General features: G+C 69.9%; 21 protein-coding genes. 15 read left to right on the top strand and 6 right to left on the bottom strand.

Annotated features, from left to right (window positions below; all coding sequences use genetic code 11):
* The first annotated feature begins 183 nt into the window (after nt 1-183).
* From BLT97_RS16595 to BLT97_RS16630, 8 genes are all read left to right on the top strand, one after another.
* Nucleotides 184-1,761, top strand: a complete 1,578-nt coding sequence (locus BLT97_RS16595; RefSeq protein WP_245769364.1) for an AllF/FdrA family protein — start codon at nt 184-186, stop codon at nt 1,759-1,761.
* On the top strand, nt 1,758-3,641 hold the full coding sequence (locus tag BLT97_RS38905) for a YlbE family protein (RefSeq protein WP_281251131.1): 1,884 nt from the start codon (nt 1,758-1,760) through the stop codon (nt 3,639-3,641). Before BLT97_RS16595 ends, BLT97_RS38905 begins: the two co-directional genes overlap by 4 nt.
* A gap of 7 nt (nt 3,642-3,648) precedes the next feature.
* On the top strand, nt 3,649-4,533 hold the full coding sequence (locus BLT97_RS16605) for an oxamate carbamoyltransferase subunit AllH family protein (RefSeq protein WP_093610780.1): 885 nt from the start codon (nt 3,649-3,651) through the stop codon (nt 4,531-4,533).
* A gap of 952 nt (nt 4,534-5,485) precedes the next feature.
* The gene (locus BLT97_RS16610; protein WP_143041340.1) at nt 5,486-5,968 is read left to right on the top strand and encodes a hypothetical protein; all 483 of its coding nucleotides are present in this window, start codon (nt 5,486-5,488) and stop codon (nt 5,966-5,968) included.
* Nucleotides 5,969-6,022: 54 nt separating this feature from the next.
* Entirely contained in the window at nt 6,023-6,784 is a 762-nt protein-coding gene (locus BLT97_RS39000) for a type VII secretion-associated serine protease mycosin (protein ID WP_093610784.1), read from the top strand.
* Between the two features lie 50 nt (nt 6,785-6,834).
* Nucleotides 6,835-7,287 carry a hypothetical protein gene (locus BLT97_RS16620; RefSeq protein ID WP_093610786.1) on the top strand — a complete coding sequence of 151 codons (453 nt, stop codon included), beginning with the start codon at nt 6,835-6,837 and terminating at the stop codon, nt 7,285-7,287.
* Nucleotides 7,287-9,482, top strand: a complete 2,196-nt coding sequence (locus tag BLT97_RS16625; RefSeq protein ID WP_093610788.1) for a hypothetical protein — start codon at nt 7,287-7,289, stop codon at nt 9,480-9,482. The genes BLT97_RS16620 and BLT97_RS16625 overlap by 1 nt, the downstream gene beginning before the upstream one ends.
* A 13-nt stretch (nt 9,483-9,495) precedes the next feature.
* The gene (locus tag BLT97_RS16630; RefSeq protein ID WP_093610790.1) at nt 9,496-10,143 is read left to right on the top strand and encodes a hypothetical protein; all 648 of its coding nucleotides are present in this window, start codon (nt 9,496-9,498) and stop codon (nt 10,141-10,143) included.
* Between the two features lie 574 nt (nt 10,144-10,717).
* Here the strand turns inward: BLT97_RS16630 and BLT97_RS16635 are convergent.
* From BLT97_RS16635 to BLT97_RS16645, 3 genes are all read right to left on the bottom strand, one after another.
* Complete coding sequence (locus BLT97_RS16635; protein ID WP_093610792.1) at nt 10,718-11,710, bottom strand: hypothetical protein; 993 nt, start codon at nt 11,708-11,710, stop codon at nt 10,718-10,720.
* 340 nt (nt 11,711-12,050) lie between these two features.
* A complete protein-coding gene (tuf, locus tag BLT97_RS16640) occupies nt 12,051-13,220 on the bottom strand; it encodes an elongation factor Tu (protein ID WP_093610794.1) in 1,170 nt (389 codons plus the stop codon).
* A gap of 454 nt (nt 13,221-13,674) precedes the next feature.
* The gene (locus BLT97_RS16645) at nt 13,675-14,415 is read right to left on the bottom strand and encodes a DNA alkylation repair protein (RefSeq protein ID WP_093610796.1); all 741 of its coding nucleotides are present in this window, start codon (nt 14,413-14,415) and stop codon (nt 13,675-13,677) included.
* Between the two features lie 72 nt (nt 14,416-14,487).
* Between BLT97_RS16645 and BLT97_RS16650 the strand changes: the two genes are divergently transcribed.
* Both BLT97_RS16650 and BLT97_RS16655 read left to right on the top strand, forming a co-directional pair.
* A complete protein-coding gene (locus BLT97_RS16650) occupies nt 14,488-15,240 on the top strand; it encodes a TVP38/TMEM64 family protein (RefSeq protein ID WP_093610798.1) in 753 nt (250 codons plus the stop codon).
* A 138-nt stretch (nt 15,241-15,378) separates the two neighbouring features.
* Nucleotides 15,379-16,251, top strand: coding sequence for an undecaprenyl-diphosphate phosphatase (locus tag BLT97_RS16655; RefSeq protein WP_093610800.1), 873 nt, complete (start codon nt 15,379-15,381; stop codon nt 16,249-16,251).
* A gap of 47 nt (nt 16,252-16,298) precedes the next feature.
* Here the strand turns inward: BLT97_RS16655 and BLT97_RS16660 are convergent, their stop codons facing one another.
* Nucleotides 16,299-17,168 (bottom strand): alpha/beta fold hydrolase, encoded by an 870-nt coding sequence (locus BLT97_RS16660; RefSeq protein ID WP_093610802.1) that lies wholly within the window; start codon nt 17,166-17,168, stop codon nt 16,299-16,301.
* Between the two features lie 63 nt (nt 17,169-17,231).
* Here BLT97_RS16660 and BLT97_RS16665 point away from each other — a divergent pair, with 63 nt between their 5' ends.
* Complete coding sequence (locus BLT97_RS16665; protein WP_093610804.1) at nt 17,232-17,615, top strand: helix-turn-helix domain-containing protein; 384 nt, start codon at nt 17,232-17,234, stop codon at nt 17,613-17,615.
* A 344-nt stretch (nt 17,616-17,959) separates the two neighbouring features.
* Here BLT97_RS16665 and BLT97_RS16670 read toward each other — a convergent pair whose 3' ends face one another.
* Nucleotides 17,960-18,535: a dihydrofolate reductase family protein gene (locus BLT97_RS16670; RefSeq protein WP_093610806.1), complete on the bottom strand. Its 576-nt coding sequence runs from the start codon at nt 18,533-18,535 to the stop codon at nt 17,960-17,962.
* 139 nt (nt 18,536-18,674) lie between these two features.
* Here BLT97_RS16670 and BLT97_RS16675 point away from each other — a divergent pair, with 139 nt between their 5' ends.
* From BLT97_RS16675 to lnt, 4 genes are all read left to right on the top strand, one after another.
* Complete coding sequence (locus tag BLT97_RS16675; protein ID WP_093610808.1) at nt 18,675-19,727, top strand: aldo/keto reductase; 1,053 nt, start codon at nt 18,675-18,677, stop codon at nt 19,725-19,727.
* Between the two features lie 135 nt (nt 19,728-19,862).
* Nucleotides 19,863-20,204: a hypothetical protein gene (locus tag BLT97_RS16680; protein WP_093610810.1), complete on the top strand. Its 342-nt coding sequence runs from the start codon at nt 19,863-19,865 to the stop codon at nt 20,202-20,204.
* A gap of 117 nt (nt 20,205-20,321) precedes the next feature.
* Complete coding sequence (locus BLT97_RS16685; RefSeq protein WP_093610812.1) at nt 20,322-20,795, top strand: nuclear transport factor 2 family protein; 474 nt, start codon at nt 20,322-20,324, stop codon at nt 20,793-20,795.
* Nucleotides 20,796-20,902: 107 nt separating this feature from the next.
* Complete coding sequence (gene lnt / locus BLT97_RS16690; protein ID WP_176953784.1) at nt 20,903-22,564, top strand: apolipoprotein N-acyltransferase; 1,662 nt, start codon at nt 20,903-20,905, stop codon at nt 22,562-22,564.
* Here the strand turns inward: lnt and BLT97_RS37870 are convergent.
* On the bottom strand, nt 22,488-23,393 hold the full coding sequence (locus BLT97_RS37870; protein ID WP_176953785.1) for a Gfo/Idh/MocA family protein: 906 nt from the start codon (nt 23,391-23,393) through the stop codon (nt 22,488-22,490). The genes lnt and BLT97_RS37870 overlap by 77 nt on opposite strands.
* Nucleotides 23,394-23,471 lie beyond the last annotated feature (78 nt).

Below are 23,471 nucleotides of genomic sequence, written 5' to 3' on the forward strand. Positions count from 1 at the left end.
TCGCTCGGCAGCGGGGACGGGAGCACGGATGCGGGCGCGGTCACCGGCACGGATGCGGGTGTCCCGGAATGTTCGCCGCCCCGAAGGCCCGCGACACTGTCAGCCGGTGCCAGCGATCGCGGCCGCCCTGCTGGCACTTCGCGCCGAAGCGGGCACCCGGGGGGCGGACCGTACCGTCGGGTCATGGAGCAAGCCACGGACGACACTGCCCCCGACAGCACCGCGGTGCGCACCGTCAACTCCCTGCGCCGCGACACCTATGCCGATTCCGTAGCCCTGATGCGAGCCGCCCGGCATCTCGGCGATCTGCCCGGCGTGGCCGCCGCCAGTCTGGTGATGGCCACGGAGGCGAACCTGCGCCTTCTCGCCGACGCCCACCTGCTCACCTCCGAAGCCGCCGAGGCCGGGCCCAACGATCTGATCGTGGCGCTGCGCGGTGACCCAGAGGCGCTCACCCTCGCGCTCGCCGCCGTCGACGACCTGCTGGCACAGCCCGACTCCCCCGCCTCCTCCGGCACCCGGGAGGCACCGCCCGCCCGCGCGCTCACCGAGGCCGACCCCGCCACGTCCCTCGCGCTGATCTCCACCCCTGGCCCGTACGCCGCCGCGGAGGCGCTCAAGGCTCTGCGCTGCGGTATGCACGCCTTCGTCTTCAGCGACAACGTGCCGCTCGACCAGGAGATCCGCATCAAACAGGAGGCCCACCGCGCCGGTCTGCTCGCCATGGGTCCCGACTGCGGCACGGCCGTCGTCGACGGGGTGCCGCTCGGCTTCGCCAACGTCCTGCGCCCCGGCAGGATCGGCCTGATCGGCGCTTCCGGTACGGGACTTCAGCAGGTGTCCTGTCTGCTCGACGCGTACGGCGAGGGCATACGGCAGATGATCGGCACCGGCGGGCGCGACCTGAGCGCCGACGTCGGCGGCATCACCACGCTCGACGCCTTCGCACTCCTCGACGCCGACCCCGGCTGCGCCCTGATCGTCCTCGTGTCCAAGCCGCCCGCGCCCGAGGTGGCCGAGCGGGTGCTCGCCCGCGCCGCCCGCGCCTCGAAGCCGGTCGTGGTCTGCTTCCTGGACTGCACACGGGCCCGGCCCTCCGGGCGGGTCACGGTGGCCGGCACCTTGCGCGACACCGCGGCCGCGGCGGTCGAGGCGCTCGGCGGCAAGGTGCCGGAAGCGTTCGTCCCCCCTCGGCAGCCCGAGCCCTCCGGACCTCAACTGCCCGCTCCCTCCACGCATTTGCTGCGCGCCCTGTACGCGGGAGGCACGTTCGCCTACGAGGCCAGGCGCGCCGTCCCGGGCGCGGTGACAACGACCGAGCCGGCCGCGGGCGGGATCCGCCTGCCCGACCGGCACCTGATCCTCGACCTGGGCGACGACGCGTACACCGCGGGCCGCCCCCACCCGATGATCGACCCGACGGTGCGCGCTGCCCATCTGCGGGTCGCGCTGGCCGATCCCCGTACGGCCGTGATCGTCCTCGACGTCGTGCTCGGCCACGGCGCGGGCGCCGACCCGGCGGCGGCCCTCGCGGAAGAGCTGGAGCGGGTGCCGGCCCGACAGCGCCCGCCCGTCGTGGCGTTCGTCGTCGGGACCGGTGCGGATCCGCAGGGGCGGGCCGCGCAGGAGGACCGGTTGCGCGCGGCGGGTGCGCTGCTCGCGCCGACGAGCACCGACGCCATCGCGTACGCGGCCGCGCTGCTGCCCACGCCCGGGCACGACCGCGCCGAGGCCCTGACCACCGCAGGAGGCACCGTATGACCGCCGCGCTCGACGGATCCGGGGCGTCCACGGCCCTGGCAGGACAGGACGCACCCCCGCCCAGCCGGCACCCGGCCCTGCTCGGCGAGGCCCCGGTCCGTATCGCCGCGGTCGGCGTCCCGGACTTCGCCGAGGTGCCGCGTACCGGAGGCGCCGAGGTCACCGCGCTCGACTGGCGGCCGCCGGCCGCCGGCGCACCGGACCTGGCCTGGCGCCTGGCCGAACTCACCGGCCATCCGGCCGTGGAGGCCGCCAACCAGGAAGCGGTCTCCCGGCTCCTCGCGGTGCGGCCCGTGTGGACACGGGTGCTGCCCGCGCGCGAGGCGATCGGTGCGCTCGACGACCGCACGAGCGGCCGACGGCTGCTGCTGCACGCGGGGCCACCGATCGCCTGGCCGGACATGTGCGGTCCGATGCGCGCGGGTGTGATCGGCGCGGCGCTCCTCGAAGGCTGGGCGGAGACTCCCGAAGCGGCCCAACACCTGGCCGACAGCGGCGCGTTGGAGTTCGAGCCCTGCCATCACCACGAGGCCGTGGGCCCGATGGGCGGCATCGTCTCCCCCTCCATGCCGGTGCTCGAGGTCGAGGACGCGGCGAGCGGCCGTCGCGCGTACTCCAACCTCAATGAAGGTGCGGGCCGTTGTCTGCGCTACGGGGCGCTCGGCGCGGACGTCATGGAGCGGCTCCGCTGGATGGGCGAGGTGCTCGCGCCCGCGCTGAGCGCCGCGCTGCGGGCCCGGGGCGAGGGCGTGGACCTGCGCGCGATCACCGCGCAGGCGCTCCAGATGGGCGACGAGTGCCACAGCAGGAACACGGCCGCGTCGGCGCTGCTGCTGCGCGAGCTGGCCGCCGAACTCTCCACCGGCGAACACGCCCGCGCGGTCCTGCGCTTCCTCGCGGACAACCACTACTGGTTCCTCAACTTCTCCATGGCCGCGGCCAAGTTGGCCACGTCGGCCGCGCACGGCGTGCCCCACTCCACCCTGGTGACCACGTTCGCGCGCAACGGCGTCGAGGTCGGCATCCGGGTCGCCGGTCTGGGCGACTCCTGGTTCACCGCGCCCGCCACCCAGGTCCGAGGCCTGTACTTCGCCGGGTACGGACCCGAGGACGCCAACCCCGACATCGGGGACAGCGCCATCACGGAGACGTACGGCCTGGGCGGCTTCTCGCTCGCGGCCGCCCCCGCGATCACCGGGTTCGTGGGCGGCACCGTGGAGGAGGCCCTTGCCACCAGCCGCGAGATGGCCCGGATCTCCCTGGCCCGCCACGAGGCCTACCGCCTGCCGGCGCTCGGCGGCGTGGGCGCGCCGGTGGGCATCGACGTACGGGCCGTCCTCGACACGGGGATCGCGCCCGTGGTCACCACGGGCATCTCACACCGGAAGCCGGGCATCGGCCAGATCGGCGCGGGCCTCACCCACGCGCCCCTGGAGTGCTTCCGCAAGGCGCTGGCGGCGACGGAGGTGCCGCCCTTCGCCACTGGGTTCGCGGGCGCCCTTGCCGATCCCGCCGGAGGCGTCGGGGCCGGTTCAGCCGGGGGTGCTGGGGCCGGTTCGGCCGGGGGTGCCAGGGCCGGTTCAGCCGCGGCCACCGCCGTCGGTCGCGCCACGGGCCCCTCTGCCGATCTCCCCTCGGACACCTCGGCTGGTCCCGCCAGGGGCACCGGGGCCGACTCCGCCGCCGGTCGCGACACAGGCCCCTCTCCAGATCTCCCCTCGGACACCTCCACCGGTCCCGCCATGAGCACCGGGGCCGACTCCGCCACGGACACCGCCGTCGGCGCCGCCAAGCGCACCGGAACCGAAGCCGCCACAGGCCCCTCCGCCGGGTCCGCCACGCGCACCTCCACCGGTTCCGCCCCAGGCTCCGCGCGGTGACCGCCGCATGAGCCCCGCCGCCCACCCGTGCGCCCCCTCCACCCTCGTCGAGCCCTTGATCCTGGGGCCGCGGCGGTGGGCGCGCGTGGTCGGCGTCGCGGGGCAGGCGGTGTATCTGCTGCCCTACGAAAGCGAGTTGGCGCACGCCGACGGGCACCCACACGCGGCCATCCCCACTGCACCGGCCGGGAACCCACCCTCCCGGCCCACCCCCTTCGCCCTCGTGGCACACACCGGGGTGCGCGTACCGGCAGCCGTGGTGCTCGGCGCGGGGGCGGGCGAGCGGCCGTTCGCCGCGCTCGGCTCCGGCACGGTCGCGCGGATCGGCGGCGGCCGGGTCGAGCTGGGGCCGCTGCGCCTCACGGCCGGGGTGTCCTGGGCGCCGCCCCGCGTCCAGGCCACTCCGGCCGCCGAGGCGCTGCGAGTCCTGGCTCACCTGACCCCGCCTCGCGAACTGACCCCGGACATCGCACCGTTGGCGGCGCGGCTCACCGAGCGCGCCCGCCAGGACGTCTCCGGATCCGACCGGACGCTGTACGATGCGGCCGGAGCGCTCCTGGGACGGGGGCCCGGACTGACCCCCTCCGGCGACGACATCCTGTGCGGACTGCTGCTCGCCGCCAACAGCACGCTCCCCCGGCCGCGTTGGTTCCCCGCGCTGCTCACGGCAACCGCCCTCGCCCACCGGCGCACCACACTCGTCTCGGCCTCGCTGCTCACGCACGCGGCAGCGGGCCACTGCATCCCGGAGGTCGCCGCCCTGCTGCACGCGGCCGCGAGCTCCGGCGAGATCCCCACCACCCACCTCGCCGCGCTCCTCAGCGTCGGCCACACGTCGGGCTCGGACCTGCTGCACGGCCTGTGCGCGGGGGCACGGCTCCTACACCTCTGAAGCCGCCCCGCGACGCACCATGGGCCCGGCCCGCCCAAGTGGCGAGCCGGGCCCACGTATGCGTCTCGGCCGGAGCATAGGAGGCCGCGGCGGGAATACCGGGAAGGGCCGACATCTCCCGGTCACGTCGTGAACCTCGCAGTTGCACTCCGCCGCACGGTGGAATCGAAGCTCGTAGGGTCCGCAGGCGTGCTCGGTCGCGTTGGCAACCAGTTCGGAGGCGATCAGCACGTCGTCGCTGATCGCCTCGCCGATAACTGACGCTGCACCAGGAGACGGCGAAACACGGCTCGTGCCGCAACAGCGGCGCTCGGCGTGCCGCTCGACCAGCGGCACACCTAACACTTGAGGCACTACGCAAGGTGTGGTCATCGGTTACCGCCTCGCAAGGTGCGAAGCCGGCGGTCGAGGAGGTGAAGGCAGCCGCGAGAACAGACGAGCGAGCGCAGACCCACAGCACCGCGGGGGGGGCAATCAACAGCACCGCTGACACCACCAGAAGGAGAGTGGCAAGCACGGGAGAGGACGGCACAGTGACCTCCGCGCGGGTTCGCGATCGGGACACCTCGACCACACCCGGCGCTCTTGAAAGCGGAAGCCCAGTCTCCGAAGTGGTTTCACCACCGGGGCATTTCTGCTGTACGCATCCGCCCTGAACATCACCACGCCAAGGTCCGCATCGCCCGACGGTGCCCTGGGCGCCCCGCAATCCGCACGAAGTGAGACGACCGCGCCAAGGTTCACGGGGCAGTACGGCTCCACCGCGGCGCGGTTGCCCGCCGGATCCAGTGCATTGCCATCTGACCATCGGCCATCCGAACTGGCCACCCTGGCCTTGTGATGTCGGTGGCGGTAGATAAGGTGATCCTCCAGCAGCATCTTTACGGGAGGGAACGGTGGCAAACGGGGGCGGGGCTGCGGTTTCAGCGAGCCCAGATGGTGCGCCGGGAGGTTGGTCCGCAGGAATCGTCGGTTCGGTGGCGAACGCGGCGAGCGGCTGGCCACCGAGCCTTCAGCGTTCACGCGGTTTCGTGATCGGGTCGACGAGTTGATCCGCGAGCTCAAGGAGCCACCGGCCGGCCCGGGGCGAGTGAGCCAAGAACAGGTATCGCGCGAGCAGCTCGTCGGTGGCGCGAATGTGTGGGGCGAAGCGGCCGGTCCCTTTCTCTCTTATCGCGCGGTGCCCCCTGAGCTGGAGACGCTGCCGAAGCTGCTGTCGGACTCCATCGAGGGCACGGGCGTCGCGATGCAGGCCTCGCACAAGGGCTACGAGCACATCGACGTGGACCTTCGGGACCGGATGCGCGCGATCAGTGCGGAGGCAACCGAACAGTACGGCGGGAGCTACGAGGCCGAGCGCGTCGGTATGGGGCATGGCGGTGGGGCCGTACCCGACGGCGTTGGTGGCGACACATCCGGTGGTTCGGGCTTCTGACGGACCTGATCGGATGACGGTTCGGGTAATGCGGCGACGCGCGGGGAGACGCTGATGGATCACACACCGGCCGGGGGCGGTACGCCCTTTGAGAGCATGTCCCATGACGAGACGCTGCGGTGGCTGGACCAGGCGAACAGCGGCGGGGTGCAGGCCGAGGCAGACCGGCTGGCCGCGGCGGCCAAGTCGATCCGCGAGATTGCAGCAGAGCTCAAGATTTGTCCTCAGCATGTGGAGTGGAAGGGTGAGGGAGCCTCCGCCTTCCGTACATGGAGCGGCGATCTCGCCAACGTAACGCTGCGGCTTGGTGATTACAGGGAGGCTGCCTCCCAGTGGCTGACCCGCGCCTCCGATGCAATCGCCGAGGCGCAGACCGCGATTACCGCACCAGGTGAGCAGATCGTGCAGGCATGTGCAGGCATGTGCAGGGAAGACCGGAGTCTCCATCGGCAATGGACCAGCTCTGCCATCGCGCTCGCCTCCGCAAGCGCAGCCCTGATCTGGTCCAAGCACCCCGCCTGGGAAAAACGCAACGCCCATATCGGCTACGGCATCGTCCGCCCGCGCATCGCGCATAAATCCTCCGGCGATCACGGGCCCGCTGACGAGTGCCCCCTGCCGGACCTCGCCGAGACGCCGAAACCCGAGAGCCCACAGCCCGCTGTCGACGACAAACAAGCCGCAGCGGACACCCCGCCGGAGAAGACCGAGGAATCACAGACACCCTGGCCGGTGCTCACCGGCCTCCGCACTGCGGTAATCATCGCCGGCGGGGCTGGCCTAGCAGTGGCCCGTCATCGCAGGCGGACCGCCTGAAGCACCACGAACAGTCAATCACCACCACAACCACCACGGGGGCCACGGACATGGCTTGGGACGAATGGGAACAGCTTAAGCAGCAAGCAGCTGAGCGGCGCACTGACCAGATGCAGCTGAATCAGCTCCCACCTGAGCCTGGCGGTACAGGCGGAGATCCTGGCGGCGATCTCCGCGTCAGCCAAAAAGATCTCAAAATGGTCGGCGATAGCGCATACAAGCTGCTCGACAGGCTCGGTTCGCGTGGCCGTGACGCTTGGTCCAGCAGCCAGACCGCGGCTAGCGATCTAAAGACCCAGGGTTTCGCGCTGGGCGGCGGACTCGACAGAATTCAGGAGAGGTGGGAAGCGCAGCTCCGCACGCTGCTCGACGCCTGCGGCCACATCTCCAACCATCTGGACTTCACACGCAACACCCACAAGAACGACGACCACCACGTCTACGGGATCATCAGCAGCATCGCCGAATTGGACAAGGGCTTCGATGACGGGAGGCGGAGCTGATGAAGTTCGAGACTCTTTTCAACGGCAACTTCGCATCCCTCGGCGACGCTGTCGACGACTGGTCCACCGTCGTCAAGAGCTTGAAGGAACTGGAGAAGGAGGCGCGCGAAGACCTCAAAGCCAAGGCCTATAAGGCAAATTGGGCCGGGGTCAACGCCACAGTCTCCCGAGAGTTCATCACCAAAACGGTGGGCGAATTCAAGGACGCGCTCACACAGGCAACTTCCATTCGAAACATCCTCAAAGACGCTCGGGATGAGCTCGTCAGCCACAGGGACGAGCTCAGACAGATAATTCAGCGAGGCGCCAACAAAAACCTCACCGTAACAGCAACAGGTGACGGCGGATTCGCAGTCACCATGCTCGTCCACCCGGACCGCGCAGGAAAAGGCGTCGAGACTCCAGATCATTCAGAACAGGACGCCGTTAACCTCCGCGACGAAGTCCAACGCATACTGAACAAGGCCACCGAAAGCGACACCTCCGCGGACAAGGTGTTGCGGGCCCTCGCCGATCAGGCCAAATACGGCTTCTCCGGAGCCAGTTACAAGGACCGAGACTCCGCAGCTGAAGCCCTCAAGGCAGCCGACGCCATGGCCCGCCTCGCAAAGAACGGACAGGACATGTCCGCGAAGGAGCTCGCAGAATTCAACCGCACTCTTGGGACCTACAGGAACGATGAACTGTTCGCGGCTCGCTTTGCATCGAAGCTCGGCGGCAAGGAGACGCTTCAGCTCTGGACCGATCTCACCACTGAGCACGCCGGTGTCAGGGGCGCAGAGCTCAAGGAAATGCAAGAGCTTCAAAAGAATCTCAGCATGACTCTGGCCACTGCTACATACTCGGACAGCTCGGGCATGGCGCAGTGGAAGAAGGAAGTAATCAACGAAACCAACACTGCGTTCCGCACCACGTCGCCGGACGTCTACAGGTCGTCGCCTTACGGGCTGCAGGGCTACCAGGTCATGAGCAGCCTGATGGGTGCCGGCAAGTACGATACGGAGTTCCTGGACAGCTACGGCAAGAAGCTGATCAAGGTGGACATGGCACCCGCTGGAAGTCCCGGAATGGGTACCAACGACCTCTGGGTGAACAGTCAGCAAGGTGACCCGACGTTCGGCAAGGGGGACGGCCGGGATCCGCTGGTCGGCTTCATGAAAGCCCTGTCGCACAACCCCGAGGCAGCGACCAATGCGTTCGCCGACAGGGACGTGGTCGAGCACATCATGCACAGCGCTCAGTACACAGATCGCGATTCCGCGGTGGGTGCCGCCCTGGAAAGTGCGGTCACCGGTATCGCGGACGGCCAGCACTCCCCTGCACTGCCGCACAGCCGGGAACAGGGGGAAGTCATGAAGAGTGTCATGCATGCGGTTGCCCAGCCCGATACCGGCGCCGCCCTGGTCGGCAACACCGAGCTAGGAGAGCACTTGGGGAACATGGCGAGTGCCTACATGCCCGAGATCAGCCGCACACTCTCCGGGAACGGGACTGAATCAGTCTTCGTGAGCGACACAGCAGCCACTGATTTCGGCAGAACCGACACATCGCGCTTCCTCTACGAGGTGGCCCGCGACCCCGAAGGGCGCGCTGGGATCGTGTTGGGAGAGACGATCTACACCTCGAGCCTCATTGAGGCCCACGTGAAGGACCCAAGCCTGCACGACGGGGATACGGAGCAGGCACTCGGGATGATCGCCAAGAATTCCGGAATCGTCGAGGGAATTGTTGGGCATTCGTTGGCTGATCTGAAGATTGAGGGTGACCTCGGTTCGGAGAAGGAGTACAACGAGGCACTCAAGGAAAAGGGCGATGTCGTGAAGACGTTCCTGGCCGCAGGCGTCGGCGTGGGGACAGTGGCCTTGGTGCCCGCTGGAGCGGGGGCGGCACTCGTGGGCGCTGCGGTGAGTGGATTCGCCGGCGGCGTGGTGAACCTGGCCATCGACCGGATAATCGAAGGCCAGGAGATGAGCGGGGCACTGGACCGAGCCTTGTATCAATCCGGCCTGGAGTTGGACGACTCGCTGAGCTCCGCCACCCAGCAGGCACAAGCCGCGACTCTCGATTCGATCGAGAAGCACGACTCAGACCTCAAGGGCGAAGCGATGAGCGTGTTGATCGCAGACCAGCTCAACAATGGCTGGCGCGACAGTGACGGAATCCTGGAAGACGCACATGTCCGCCCGAGCAGCTAGCTTCTCCGGAGAAATGATGAAGAGAGTCTCGCGGCTCAGCCGGAAGAAGAAGCTTATCGCCCGCTCAGGGATGGCCTTGGCCGCCTGTGCAGGTCTCTACTTTGGGGCACTTGCAGTGTTCACCAAGGGGATCGACCGGCTACCGGACCGACCTTGCGAAGGCGCTGTCGAAAGAGAAACGATAGCCGACATCCTTCCCGCCGCACGTACCGCCGAGGAGCGCAGCCGCCTCGACGACGATCACGGGATCGACTCTCGGGAGTTCCTGTTCCACTGCTCCGTTCTCACCAGTGACGGCTCGCTGCTGTCCGGCGATGCTGAATCCGGAGATCGGTCGGTGGAGGACTGGAGTAGTGGCTGGGTAGAGTCTCCTGATAGTTCATCGGGGGTGACCGGGGATATCACGGCGTTCGCGACAGACGGGGCTGCGGCGATCTACGTGTCCTGTGCGCCGCCTGGAAGGAGCGAAAGCAAATCGCCGAAATCCCGTGCGCTGATAGTCGAGGCCAGCACCTTGGGCGAGACGAAGGCGCAGGGAGCGGACCTCCAGCAGGACCTTGTGGACTTCGCCTATGAACTGGCGGAGCACGCGTACAAGGTCGGTGAGTGCCCCGGGCCGCGCAAGTTCCCGGACCAATCGCCTCGACTCCACAGCCCGTAGCCAGAGCTTGCTGATACTGCAGGAAACCGGCCCGTACCCTCGTGAATCGGGGGTGCTGGCAGCGGAACACAAAGGGAGGCAGAGCAGGTGAAGGACGATGCGATTCGCGCACGATTCGACGGGCGCCACCGCGTCGAACTGTCGCTCAGCCACGCACCCGCGGAGACGTCGAGAAAGATCGACGAGATCGCGCACGCGCTGGGCTACAGGCAACTCGCCGTGGAGAAGCTCCCTTTCATGGGATTCCGATTCGTCTATGAGCGCGACGACTCCCCCACGGCGCGGCGCCGCGCCGACCTCGCCGTCGCCAGACTGCGAGGTGGCGGCCCGTTGCTCCCGGCGATGGACACGCCCCCGCCTCCGCCGCCTACAGCGCCACCGCCGGCCCCCGCCCAGCCAGCGGCTCGACGCCCGAGGCGTCTTCCGGCAGAGCCCCCGCCGCCGCCTCCACTGGCACCCCCAGCCCACCCACGCCACCACCCCGACCAGCCGGATGCTGACGCTCCGGGCACCTGATAGCGGTCTGAGCTCCATCGCCGTATGAGAGCCATTCCATGGCGCGAAGAGGCAACGTTCAGTCGGCGTGGTGTCTGGTGACGACGAAGGTCGTCCCCGCGAGCGTTGCTCCGGCCTTCGTCTGGGCCCATTGAACGAGTCGGGTCGGCTCTTTCTGAAGCTGATTCAGCAGATCGGTAATCTCATCTGCGCTCGGAGTTGTGGGCAGAGTGCAGCGAAGTACCGTGCGGCCGGTCGCGCTGCTGCATTCCTCCTCTTCGGGATCGTCGGGTTCCCAACAGCTGATCTCGATGTCCCAGGAATCGGGGCCGTCCTTGCCGGGGCGCGGCGCATTGACCGTCAGGAAGTGGTCGTCCGAGTCATAAGGCTCGGCGAAGATCGAGTGGCCGGACTCCTCCAGCGTGGCCTCGTCTCCCGAATGCCGAGCGTAAGCAGAGACCAACACCCGTAGGTTCGCGACGGCCTGGTCCCGCTCGGCGGATGTGAGCCCCTCTTCGAGCCGATCCAATTCCTCGCGGGTTTCGTGGCCCAGCATGTCCACTCCGCCGCCATACGTGACGAACGGCCGACCGTGGTCCCAGTACCGTCGCATCGTCGAATCGGGAAGGGGAACTGCCTCTGCGTACTCGGTGAGTGCCTCTCTCAAGTCGCGTGCTTCCTTCTCCAATTCCGCATTGATGGCGATCAGAATCGGCATGGGCACGTCCGCCAGAGCATCGTCCAAATCCATCAGCGCGTGGTGGAGTTCCAGGCACACGTACTCGTACCACAAGCTGTGCGCACCATTCAGCAGTTCGGCGCGCGAACCCTCGTCGGTGAGCGCGGAAAGGTGCCTGGTCGGATAGTGGGCGACGCGGCCGTCACGGCAGTCGTGGATGCTCACGGGGACAGTGGCCAGTGCGGAGATCCGGTTGAGCGCATCAACGATAGGCGCAGCCAGTGTCGAGTCACCAAGACTGGTCACCGTGGACGACACCGGCCCGCCGTCTACCTGGTACATCGCAAGAATCTGAGTCTTCCCACGGTGGGCGTGCATGGAATAGATGGTCATGAAAGTGCCTTTCGGCCCCTGAGGCGATGACGGCACGTGGCCGTGGAGAGGGTGGGAAAGGCGGTAGCGAGGGCGCGTTCCGACGCTCCGTGCCTCGAAGAGATCGGCGGTGGCTCAGGTCTGGTCCCGAGCTCCTTGCCTGCGCTCACCGTAGGACGCCTGCATCACGCGCCACAAGCTACTTGCCTGGGTTCGTTCCAGCCGATGCGCGATGGCGGAGCTTGACCAGTTCCTCACGACGGATTCTGTACCGCCGAAACCGGTGCCTGGTCTGCACGCCTGTGAGCGTGCAGACCAGGCACCAACGGCGGTCAACGATGGCTGGCTTGGGTGATCGGGTTCAGATGACCTCGGTCACCGTCCCCGCCCCCACCGTGCGCCCGCCTTCGCGGATCGCGAAGCCGAGGCCGGACTCCAGCGGGACGTCGCGGCCCAGTTCGACCGTCATCGTGACGGTGTCGCCGGGGCGCGCGACCGCCGTCTCGCCGAGGTCCACGTCGCCGACCACGTCCGCGGTGCGGATGTAGAACTGCGGCCGGTAGCCGGTCGTGAGCGGCGTCGTACGACCGCCCTCGCGGCCGGAGAGCACGTACACCTGCGCGCGGAACCGGCGCGCGGGCTGCACGCTGCCCGGCGCGGCGACCACGTGCCCGCGGCGCACCGCGTCCCGCGGCACGCCGCGCAGTAGCAGCGCCACGTTGTCGCCGGCCTGCGCCTCGTCCATCGGCTTGCCGAAGGTCTCGAGGCCCGTGACGACGGACTCGATCTCCGCACCGAGCACCTGCACCCGGTCGCCGACGCGCACGGTGCCGCGCTCGACGGCGCCCGTGACCACGGTGCCGCGGCCGGTGATCGTCAGCACGTTCTCCACCGGCAGCAGGAACGGTGCGTCCACATACCGCTCCGGCATCGGCACGAACGTGTCCACCGCGTCGAGCAGCGCCTCGATCGCGGCGGTCCAACGCGGTTCCCCGTCAAGGGCCTTGAGGCCCGAGACCGGGACGACCGGCACCGCGTCCCCGTCGTACCCGTGTTGCGAGAGCAGGTCGCGCACCTCCAGCTCGACGAGCTCGATCAGCTCGGCGTCACCCGCGTCGGCCTTGTTGAGGGCCACGACGATGTGGTCCACGCCGACCTGCCGGGCGAGCAGGACGTGCTCGGCGGTCTGCGGCATGATCCCGTCCGTCGCCGAGACGACGAGGATCGCGCCGTCGAGCTGGGCCGCGCCGGTGACCATGTTCTTGACGTAGTCGGCGTGGCCCGGCATGTCGATGTGGGCGTAGTGCCGGGTGTCGGTCTCGTACTCGACGTGCGCGATGTTGATGGTGATCCCGCGCGCGGCCTCCTCCGGGGCCTTGTCGATCCGGTCGAAGGGCACGAACGTGCCGGTCCCGCGCTCGGCGAGCACCTTGGTGATCGCGGCGGTGAGGGTGGTCTTGCCGTGGTCGACATGACCCATGGTGCCGATGTTCAGGTGCGGCTTGGTGCGCACGTATGCCGTCTTGGGCATGACTGGTCTCTTGTCCTTCTGGAACTCCCCTGGGACCAGGGGAAGTCGACGGCCTTCCGCACCGGTTGCCGGCCGGCTTGCCTCGTACGGCGGCACAAGCGCCTCGTACGGCGGCGGAAGGCGGGGACCCCTCGGTTCACACCGACCCTCCCCCTCTGGGGTCCGCCGGAATGTCCGGGAAGGGTCAGCTTCGGACGCCGTCGAAGGCGTCGACCAGAAGATCGGCAGCCAGGGCTGCGGCTGCCGCGTACTCGGCAGCCTGGAAAGCGGCAGCCCGAGCAGCGCCCGCGACTGCGGACGTGACTGCGAAGGGGGTCTGCCGGAACATGCTGAGATCATCTACGGGCGGCGTGCAGACGTCCACCGATTTATCGCCGACCCTCCGCCTACGGGCTTGTCTCCAAGGGGAGTTCCGCATCCCGAACCGCTGGGTCGGCGTGACGGCGGAATCCGCTCAGCGCCCCACATTCTTGAGCGCCTCCCGCACCGACAGCGGAGCGAGCCGTGCCTCGTGGCGGGTGACGAAGTCCCGTACGGCCTGCGCGTCCGTCTTCGCGTATTCGCGCAGGCACCAGCCGATCGCCTTGCGGATGAAGAAGTCGGGGTGGCCGGCCTGCCGCAGGCAGTATGCGAAGAGCCGCTCGGTGTCGGTCGCGTCCTTGTACCGGAGCTGGTGCAGCAGCGCCGTGCGCGCGACCCACAGGTCGTCGTCCTCGATCCAGGCGTCCATGGCACCGCGCAGGGCCGGGTCGGCCGCCACGAGTCCGCCCACGACATGCGCGGCGAGGGCGTCGACGGTGTCCCACCAGGAGACGGTCGTGATCAGGTGCCGGGCGACCGGCAGGAAGCCGGAGGAGCACCGCTTCACGTGGCGGCGCAGATAGTCGACAGCGAAGTAGTGGTATTCGCGCTCGGGCAGCTGCCACGCCCGGAGCGCGACGGCCGCACAGTCCGCCTCGTCGGGCCGCGGCAGCCCTTCGAGCACCGACTTCGACAACGCCCTGCGCTCGGTCGAAGGGATGCCGAGAAACGGAACGACGCCCTTCATATAGGCGGTCATCGATTCCGCGTTCCGCGGGTCCGCGTGCTGCGCATACGTGGCGACCAGGCGCCCGAGCACGGTGTCGGCCAGCTCGCTGACCGGCACGGACGGGGCCTCGGACGGCGGTTCGGCGGCGCGACGGCGGGTTCCCATGGGCAGGAACCCTACGAACAGATGAGACGCACACTACGGCGATCAGGGCGCGTTCTCGGTTAGTCTCCCCGAATGTCGGACCTGTCGGACCTCATCACGCGCCCCGCGCCGGGCACCGCCCCGCTCGCCGCCCCTGCCCCGGGCAGTCAGGCGTTCGCGGCGCGGCTGGGCCGGGTGCTGTTCTCGCCGTGGTCGCGGCTCGGTCTGCTGGTCCTGCTCCTGGCGGCCGCCGGGAGCTGTGTCCTCCTCTTCGAACCTCAGCGCCTGCTCGCCGAGGGCTGGCCGCCGCAGGTGGGCGGCGCCGCCGCGGTGGTGCTCTTCGCCGTGGCGTACGGGGTGTGCACGGCCGCGTTCGTCCCGCGCCCCTTGCTCAATCTGGCCGCCGGTGCGCTCTTCGGCTCGCAGGCGGGCCTCGCGGGCGCGATCGCCGGAACCGTGATCGGCGCGGGCATCGCCTTCGGGCTGGGCCGCGTGCTCGGCCAGGAGGCGCTGCGCCCGCTGCTGCGCGGCCGCATCGTGCACGCCGTCGACGGACAGCTCAGCCGGCACGGCTTCCGTTCGATGCTCGCCGCCCGGCTCTTCCCCGGGGTCCCGTTCTGGGCGGCCAACTACTGCGCCGCGGTGTCCCGTATGCGCTGGACACCGTTCCTCCTCGCGACCGGGCTCGGCTCGATCCCCAACACCGCCGCCTACGTGATCGCCGGCAGCCGCGCCTCCACGCCCACCTCGCCGGTCTTCCTCATCGCGATGGGCTTCATCGCCGTGACCGGCCTGGCCGGGGCGATCGTCGCCTGGTGCAAGCGCCACCGGCTGCGCGGCCACTGAGGCGGATCCACCGCGCCGGCGCCTGACGTCCGCCCGGCGACACCTCCGGGCCCGGGGTGCGCAAAGAGCGCTCCCCTGTTGCCGCTACGCTGCTCGGGGCAACCGCATGATCAAACCAGCACTTGGACGGCGTAGTAGATGTCTTGGTTCGAATCCCTGATCCTCGGACTCGTCCAGGGGCTCACGGAGTTCCTCCCGATCTCCTCCAGCGCGCACCTGCGCCTGACCGCCGCCTTCGCCGGCTGGCACGACCCAGGTGCCGCCTTCACGGCGATCACGCAGATCGGTACGGAGACGGCCGTCCTCATCTACTTCCGCAAGGACATCGCGCGGATCGTCTCCGCCTGGTTCCGCTCGCTCACCGACAAGGCGATGCGCAGCGACCACGACGCCCAGATGGGCTGGCTGGTGATCATCGGCTCGATCCCGATCGGGGTGCTCGGCGTCACGCTCAAGGACCAGATCGAGGGCCCGTTCCGTGACCTGCGCCTGATCGCCACGACCCTGATCGTGATGGGCATCGTCCTCGGCATCGCCGACCGCCTCGCGGCCCGCGACGAGACGGGCGGGCGCCACCGCGCGGTCAAGCAGCGCAAGACGCTCCAGGAACTCGGCGTCAAGGACGGCCTCATCTACGGCATCTGCCAGGCGATGGCCCTGATCCCCGGCGTCTCCCGCTCGGGCGCCACGATCAGCGGCGGCCTCCTCATGGGCTACACGCGCGAGGCGGCGGCCCGCTACTCCTTCCTCCTGGCTATCCCCGCGGTCCTGGCCTCGGGCCTCTTCGAGCTCAAGGACGCGGGCGAAGGCCACGTCTCGTGGGGTCCGACGATCTTCGCGACGATCATCGCTTTCGTGGTCGGCTACGCGGTCATCGCCTGGTTCATGAAGTTCATTACGACCAAGTCCTTCATGCCCTTCGTCTACTACCGCGTCGCCCTCGGCATCCTGCTGTTCGTGCTGGTGGGGATGGGTGTGCTCAGCCCGCATGCGGGGGAATCGGCGGGCTGACCCCGCCGGGTCCGGCCTCCGCCGGTTCTTGCGGACGGCCGACGGCTTCAAGGCGCGTACGTGCCGGACGAGGCGAGCCACTCCTCAAGAGCGCGCGTCACCTGCGACGGCGCTTCGACGGGGGCGAGGTGGCCGACGTCCGCCAGTTCGGTCACGGTCGGGTTCCCGGGGAGGCTGTCCTTGAGCCGGGCCGCCTGGCCGGCCGGGATCCACGGGTCCCGCGCACCCCATCCGATCGTCACCGGGCACCTCACCTCCGGCAGACGCGCCACGACCGGGCGGGTGTGTTCGGGACGCAGGGCCGCCATCTGCCGGTAGAAGGCGGCCTGGCCCGGCGCCCCCGACCACGGCCGGCTCAAAGCGTCCACCCACTGAGGCGTCAACGGGCGGTGTGCCGCGCCTGCCACGTACTCCCGGACCAGGGCCATGTGCAGCGCGGCCGGGAGCTCCGTGAACACGTCGACATGGTCGGCGACCAGCCGGAAGAACGGCGATCCCCAGGGGTCGAGAGTCACCGCGTCCCAGAGGAACAGGTCCGCGTACGCGCTGTCGTGCAGCAGATGAGCCCCGAGCGCCACGGCCCCTCCGATGTCGTGCGCGACGACGTGCGGCCTGTCCAGGCGCCAGTACGCGAGCAGTTGCGCGAACCGCGACATCTGCGAGGCGAGATCGACGGGTACGGCTTGATCCTTCGTCGAGCGTCCGTAGCCCGGCATGTCCCACAGGAACACGCGACAGCTCCGGCTCAGATGGTGTGCGGCCGCCGCCCACACCTGGGACGACCAGGGCGTGCCGTGGCAGAACACCACGTCTCGCAGGGGAGTCCGCTCTTCCGGGCCCAGCACGTAGGTGGCGACGCTCGCTCCGTCGACCGTGATGTGGACGGGTTCCGGCAGCCACGATGCGTTGGTCTCCATGCCGCGACGCTAGAACCTCAGGTCGACCTGAGGTCAAGCGGGCAGGTCCCGGATAATCGGCCCATGAAGATCGGAGAGGCCGCACAGCGTCTCGGCGTGGCCGTGCATGTGCTCAGGCACTGGGACGATGCCGGGGTGGTCGTGCCCGATCGCACGCCGTCGGGGCAGCGCGAATACAGCGAGGAGCATCTCCACCGGCTGCGGGTGCTGCGCGCCTGCCAAGGTGTCGGCATGAGCCTGCCGGAGATCCGCCAGGTGCTGCACCGGGACGAGCCCGGCAGGACGGGCATGATCGAGCGGCAGCTCCACCGGATCCGCACCCAGCGGGCCCAACTGGAGGAGTCCGAACGCTTCCTCGTGCACGTGATCAATTGCGAGCACGACCTGCTGACGCGGTGCGAGGCGTGCAGCGGATACGCCGAGAGTGTCCCGCTTACCGAGGACTGAGTGTCAGACCTCGGTGGGAGAGCCCTCACGGACAGTCGAACAGTCCCATCTGCCCGGCCCCCTTCGCCGTCCCCGCGTCGTCCAGCTCGATGACGGTCTGGCCCGGCAGCGGCGGTGCGGAGGGCGCCTTCAAGCTGCCCGGGCAGGAAGTGAGTCCGTGTCGTACTGCGGCCGGAGGGTCATGGCGGGCCAGGACTCCGCCGACCACGGCGATCGGGCGGGCACAGTGCGGGCACGGACGACGCGGTCTACGACTCATGGCCCCCAGCTTTCCAGGCCGCATCGGGGCACGCCGAGGCGCATTGTTCCGAACGGCCGCAGATCCGCTGCCGCGCCCCTACCGGTCAGTGCAGCGTGGGCCGGTACACGAGCTCCTGGATGTTGCCGTCCAGCGTGCGCTGTTCCAGGAGCTCCAGGTCGAAGTCGGCCGCGCCTTCGAAGACCGGGTCGAGACCCGTGCGCCCGGTGATCACCGGGAAGAGCGTCACCTGGACGCGGTCCACGAGGCCGGCGGCCAGGAGCGACCGGTTCAGGGCCAGGCTGCCGTGCGAGCGCAGCGGCACCTTCGACTCCTCCTTCAGCCGGGCGACGACCTCGACGGCGTCCCCGTGCTCGACGCTCGCGTCGGGCCAGTCGAGCGGGTCGGCGAGCGTCCGGGACACCACGGTCGTCGGCAGGTGCCGCATGCGCGTGACCCAGGGGTCGCGTACGTCGTCACCCTCCGAACTCGCGGCCACCATCTGCGCGAACAGACGGTAGGTCTGCGCGCCGAGCACCAGGCGCTGCTCCTCCTCGTAGAGGGCGAGACGATGCGCGAGGAGCTCGGGCCCCTGCTTGCCCCAGTAGCCGGTCCAGTCGCCGCCGCCGGCGCCGTAGCCGTCGAGACTCGAAAAGACGTCGAAGGTGTACGTGGCAGTCATGGCAGGTCTCCTCAGGTGCGGATGCGGTCCTCCACGAGGGCAGACCGGATCCGCCTCAGGAACTCATCGCTTGCGGTGGAGCGCACTCCAACTCCTAGACTCACGCTCCCGTCCGCACCCACCGGCCCCGGAGTCCGCCATGCGCTATCGAGTCCTCGGCAAGACCGGCATCGAAGTCAGCACCCACTGTCTCGGGACGATGATGTTCGGCGCGGTCGGCAACGCCGATCACGAGGACAGTGCGCGGATCATCCATGCCGCGCTCGACGCCGGGATCAACTTCGTCGACACCGCCGACATGTACTCGGCGGGCGAGTGCGAGGAGATCGTCGGCAAGGCGCTGAAGGGGCGGCGCGACGACGTGGTGCTCGCGACCAAGGTGCACTTTCCGCTGGGCGAGGGGCGCAACCGCAGTGGAAACTCCCGGCGTTGGATCGTCCGGGCCGTCGAGGACTCGCTGCGGCGGCTCGACACGGACTGGATCGACCTCTATCAGGTGCACCGGCCCGACCACCGGACGGACCTCGAGGAGACGCTGTCCGTCCTGAGCGACCTGGTACGGGCCGGGAAGATCCGCGCCTTCGGCTGCTCCACCTTCCCCGCCGAGGACCTGGTCGAGGCGCACCATGTGGCCGAGCGGCGCGGGCTGATGCGGATGCGCACCGAGCAGCCGCCGTACTCGCTGCTCGCGCGCGGGATCGAGCGGTCCGTGCTGCCCACCGCGCAGCGTCTGGGCCTGGGCGTGCTGACCTGGTCGCCGCTCGCCTCGGGGTTCTTGTCGGGTGCGCAGCGCGCGGGGCGGCCCGTCGACCTCACGACCGGGCGCGCCAAACTCACCCCGCACCGCTTCGACCCGGCGCTCCCCGACAACGCGGCGAAGTTCGCCGCCGTCGAGCAACTCGTCGCTCTGGCCGAGGACATCGGGTGCACCCTGCCCGAACTCGCCGTGGCCTTCCCGCTCGTGCACCCCGCCGTCACGTCGGTCATCATCGGCCCGCGCACCATGGACCAGTTGGACTCGCTGCTCAAGGGCGCCGATCTGGTGCTCGACGACGAGGCGCTGGACCGTATCGACGCGATCGTGCCGCCCGGCACCGACCTCTACCGGGCAGACGGGGTCTGGCAGCCGCCGGCCCTGACCGACGCCGCGCTGCGCAGGCGGCCGTCCCATGAGCGGGCCGCCGCCGGGTGAGGACGCGGCCCGGTCCGACGGCCTGCGGCACTCCCCCAGGCCCAAGAGCCACGCCGCGTGCACAGAGGTCCAACAGCCGGATTCCCGTACGCAATTGAATGGCCCGACCGCTCCCGTACGCCCTAACCTCGCCCCATGCGTCAACGCACCCACCACGTCTGCCTCTCCTGCCGGAAGGGCTTCAAGCGCGACCTCGGCGCTCCGGCCGGGCCGTGCCCCGACTGCGCCGAGGCCATGGTCGAAGCGGGCGAGCAGCTCGCGGTGCCGCCGCGCGCCGACCGCGACGCGTGGCGCGCGCTGACGGTGGTGCTCGGCGCGGGGCTGCGGTTCCATCCCGAGTGCCGGTGCTGCAACGACGGCCCCGGCTACCGCCCCCGCACCATGCGCGAGGTGCGGGAGCGCCGCGAGGAGGCCGCGCGCAGCGGACGGCCGCTCGCCGAGGTCCTGGCCGAGCCCGGCCCGTGGGCGCGGATCTGAGGCGGGCGCGTCCGAGCCGGGTCGGCCCGGGCAGGACCGAAGGCGGTCCCCTCCGCCCCAACAGCCGATCCCTGCACGCCTCTTGGCTACGGCAGCCCCGCCCCCGAAACTGTCCCGATGACGCAGCGCGTGGATCTCGCGAACGTGATGGACCGCCTGGCCATCGACTCTCTGATCACCGAGTACGCCACCATCGTCGACGACGGCGCCTGGGCCTCGTATCCCGGGATCTTCACCCAGGACGGCCGGGCCGACTACCGCTCCTCGGGCGGTGAGGAGGGCACGGCGCGCGAGATGGCCGCGTGGCTGGAGCAGACGCTGCCGTTGTTCGCGATGCGGCAGCATCTGATCGTCAACCGGAAGATCCGCTTCGAGGTGCTCGACGGGATGACCGGGGACACCGCCACCGCCCAGGCGGACATGTACAACCCGATGCGGATGAGCGCGGAGCCGGGCCCTCCCGACCTGGAGTGCGGCGCCCGTTACGCGTTCACGTTCCGGCGCACGTATGCGGGCTGGCGCATCTCCAAGCTGGTCGTGCACGAGAAGTGGCGCCGGATGAAGCCGCCCACGCGCGAGGGCCTCGACTGACGCCTTCCCACCTGTCAGCCCGCCCGCCCCCGCACTCTGTCCCGGATCGTCCGGAACGCGCACACTGGAAGAGCATGCAGCGGCGTCCGGGGGCGAGGAGGCGCGGTATGGGCGGGTCGGCGGAGACGCGGGAGGTCGCGGCGGAACAGCCCGGAGCCCCTCGGGGGCGGCGCCCCGGCCCGGGCCAGGTGCGGGAGTTCGGCGCCGTCTGGGCGCGCCGGCTCCACTCCCCCTGGTGGCGGGCCGCGGCGGCTCTCCTCGCCGGCGCCCTGCCCGCGCTCGCCTTCCCCGAGCCGAACTGGTGGTGGTGCGCGTACGTGGCCCTCGTGCCGTGGCTGCTGCTCGTACGCTCCGCAGCGAGCCCGCGCCGGGCCGGGCTCGACGGCTGGCTCGGCGGTACGGGGTTCATGCTCGCGATGCACCACTGGCTGGCGCCGAACCTGCATGTGTTCACGGTGGTCATCGCCGCGCTGCTCGGTCTGCTGTGGCTGCCGTGGGGGCTGCTCGTACGGCACCTGCTCGGCGGCACTCCTTCGGCGCGCAGGTCGGCGGCCGCGCTCGCGGTGCTCCCTTCGGCGTGGCTGGTGGTCGAACTCGTCCGGTCCTGGGAGGGGTTGGGCGGCCCCTGGGGACTGCTCGGCTCCAGTCAGTGGCAGGTGGAACCGGCGCTCCGGCTGGCGTCGGTGGGCGGGGTGTGGCTGGTCACGCTGCTGATCGTCGCGGTGAACACAGCCGTCGCCCTGCTCGTGCTGCGGCCGCCCTCCCCCCTTCCCGCCATCACCGCCCTTGCCGCCGTCGCCGTGGCCGCCGCCGCCACGTGGGCCTGGGCGCCGCGCCCGCAGGAGACGGGCCGGGTGCGGGTGGCGGTCGTACAGCCGGGCACGGGCAACGGCGTGGGCGCGAGCGGCAACCGGTTCGACCGCGAGGAGGCGCTCACCCGCACCCTCGTCGGCCGTGACGTGGACCTGGTGGTGTGGGGCGAGAGCAGCGTCGGCTTCGACCTCGCGGACCGCCCCGACCTGGCCGGGCGGCTCGCCGCGCTGTCACGGGAGGTGGGCGCCGAGATTCTGGTGAACGTCGACGCGCGCCGCTCCGACAAGCCGGGGATCTTCAAGTCCTCGGTGCTCGTCGGGCCCGAGGGACCGACCGGCGACCGCTACGACAAGATGCGGCTCGTCCCGTTCGGCGAGTACGTGCCCGCGCGCTCCCTGCTCGGCTGGGCCACCTCCGTGGGCGAGGCCGCGGGTGAGGACCGCAGGCGCGGCACGGCGCCGGTGGTGATGCCCGTCGGGCAGGCGTGGACGGTCGGGCCGCTGGTCTGCTTCGAGTCGGCCTTCCCCGACATGAGCAGGCAACTGACGCGCCGCGGCGCCCAGTTGCTGCTCGCCCAGTCGGCCACGTCCACATTCCAGGACAGCTGGGCGCCCGCGCAGCACGCCTCGCTCGCGGCCCTGCGCGCCGCCGAGAACGGCCGCCCGATGGTGCACGCCACGCTCACGGGCGTCTCGGCGGTGCACGCCGCCGACGGCTCCCGTATCGGAGAGCCGCTCGGCACCGACGAACGCGCCGCCGGGATCTACGACATCACCCTGACCTCGGGCACGACCGCGTTCGTGCGCTTCGGCGACTGGGCCGTCCACGCGGCCCTCACCGTGCTCGCGGCGCTGCTCGCTTTCGAAGGTGTACGGGCCCTCAGGCAGCCTGCTCCGTCGCGCGCTGCACGATCCGCTCGCACAGCTCATGGGTCGCCAGGGCGTCCCGGGCACTGAGCACCTTGCCGGCCCGTACCGCGTCAAGGAACGCGAGCACGACCTGCTCGATGCCGCGCTGGCGCGCCACCGGCACCCAGTCGCCGCGCCGGCGGACCGTCGGCTGGCCCTTGTGGTCCACGACCTCGGCGAGGTTGCGCACCTCGCGCTTGGTGTCCTGGCCGGAGATCTCCAGGATCTCCTCGGTGGAGCCGCTGAGCCGGTTCATGATGCCGAGCGCGGTGAACCCGTCGCCGGCCAGCTGCAGCACGACGTGGTGCATGAGACCGTCCTCGACGCGGGCGCGCACCGTCACGTCGTCGATCGGCCCGGGCACGAGGAAGCGCAGGGTGTCGACGACGTGGATGAAGTCGTCGAGGACCATGGTGCGGATGTCCTCGGGCAGGCCGACGCGGTTCTTCTGGAACACGATCAGCTCGCGCGGGTGCTCGGCGCACTGCGCGTAGCCGGGCGCGAAGCGGCGGTTGAAGCCGACGGCCAGCGAGACCCCGCGCTCCTCGGCGAGCTCCACGAGGCGTTCCGAATCGGCCAGTTCGTACGCGAGCGGCTTGTCGACATACGTGGCGACGCCCGCCTCCAGGAGGCGCGTGACGATCTCGGGGTGGACGCTCGTCGGCGCGTGCACGAAGGCCGCGTCGAGGCCGGCCGCCAGCAGCGAGTCCAGGTCGGTGTGCAGCCGGTCGGCGGGGATGTGGTGGGTGGCGCCCACGCGCTCCAGGGTGGCCGGGGTGCGGGTCTGCAGGTGCAGTTCGACGCCGGGCAGGGTGGTCAGCACGGGCAGGTACGCCTTCTGCGCGATGTCGCCGAGTCCGATGCAACCGACCTTCACGATGTATCTCCCTGCTCCGGCGATCATGGCCACCGGTTCCGGCTCCACGGCCACCGGTTCCGGCGACTCGGCCCGGCC

The sequence above is a fragment of the Streptomyces indicus genome (assembly GCF_900100315.1).
GTDB lineage: Bacteria > Actinomycetota > Actinomycetes > Streptomycetales > Streptomycetaceae > Streptomyces > Streptomyces indicus.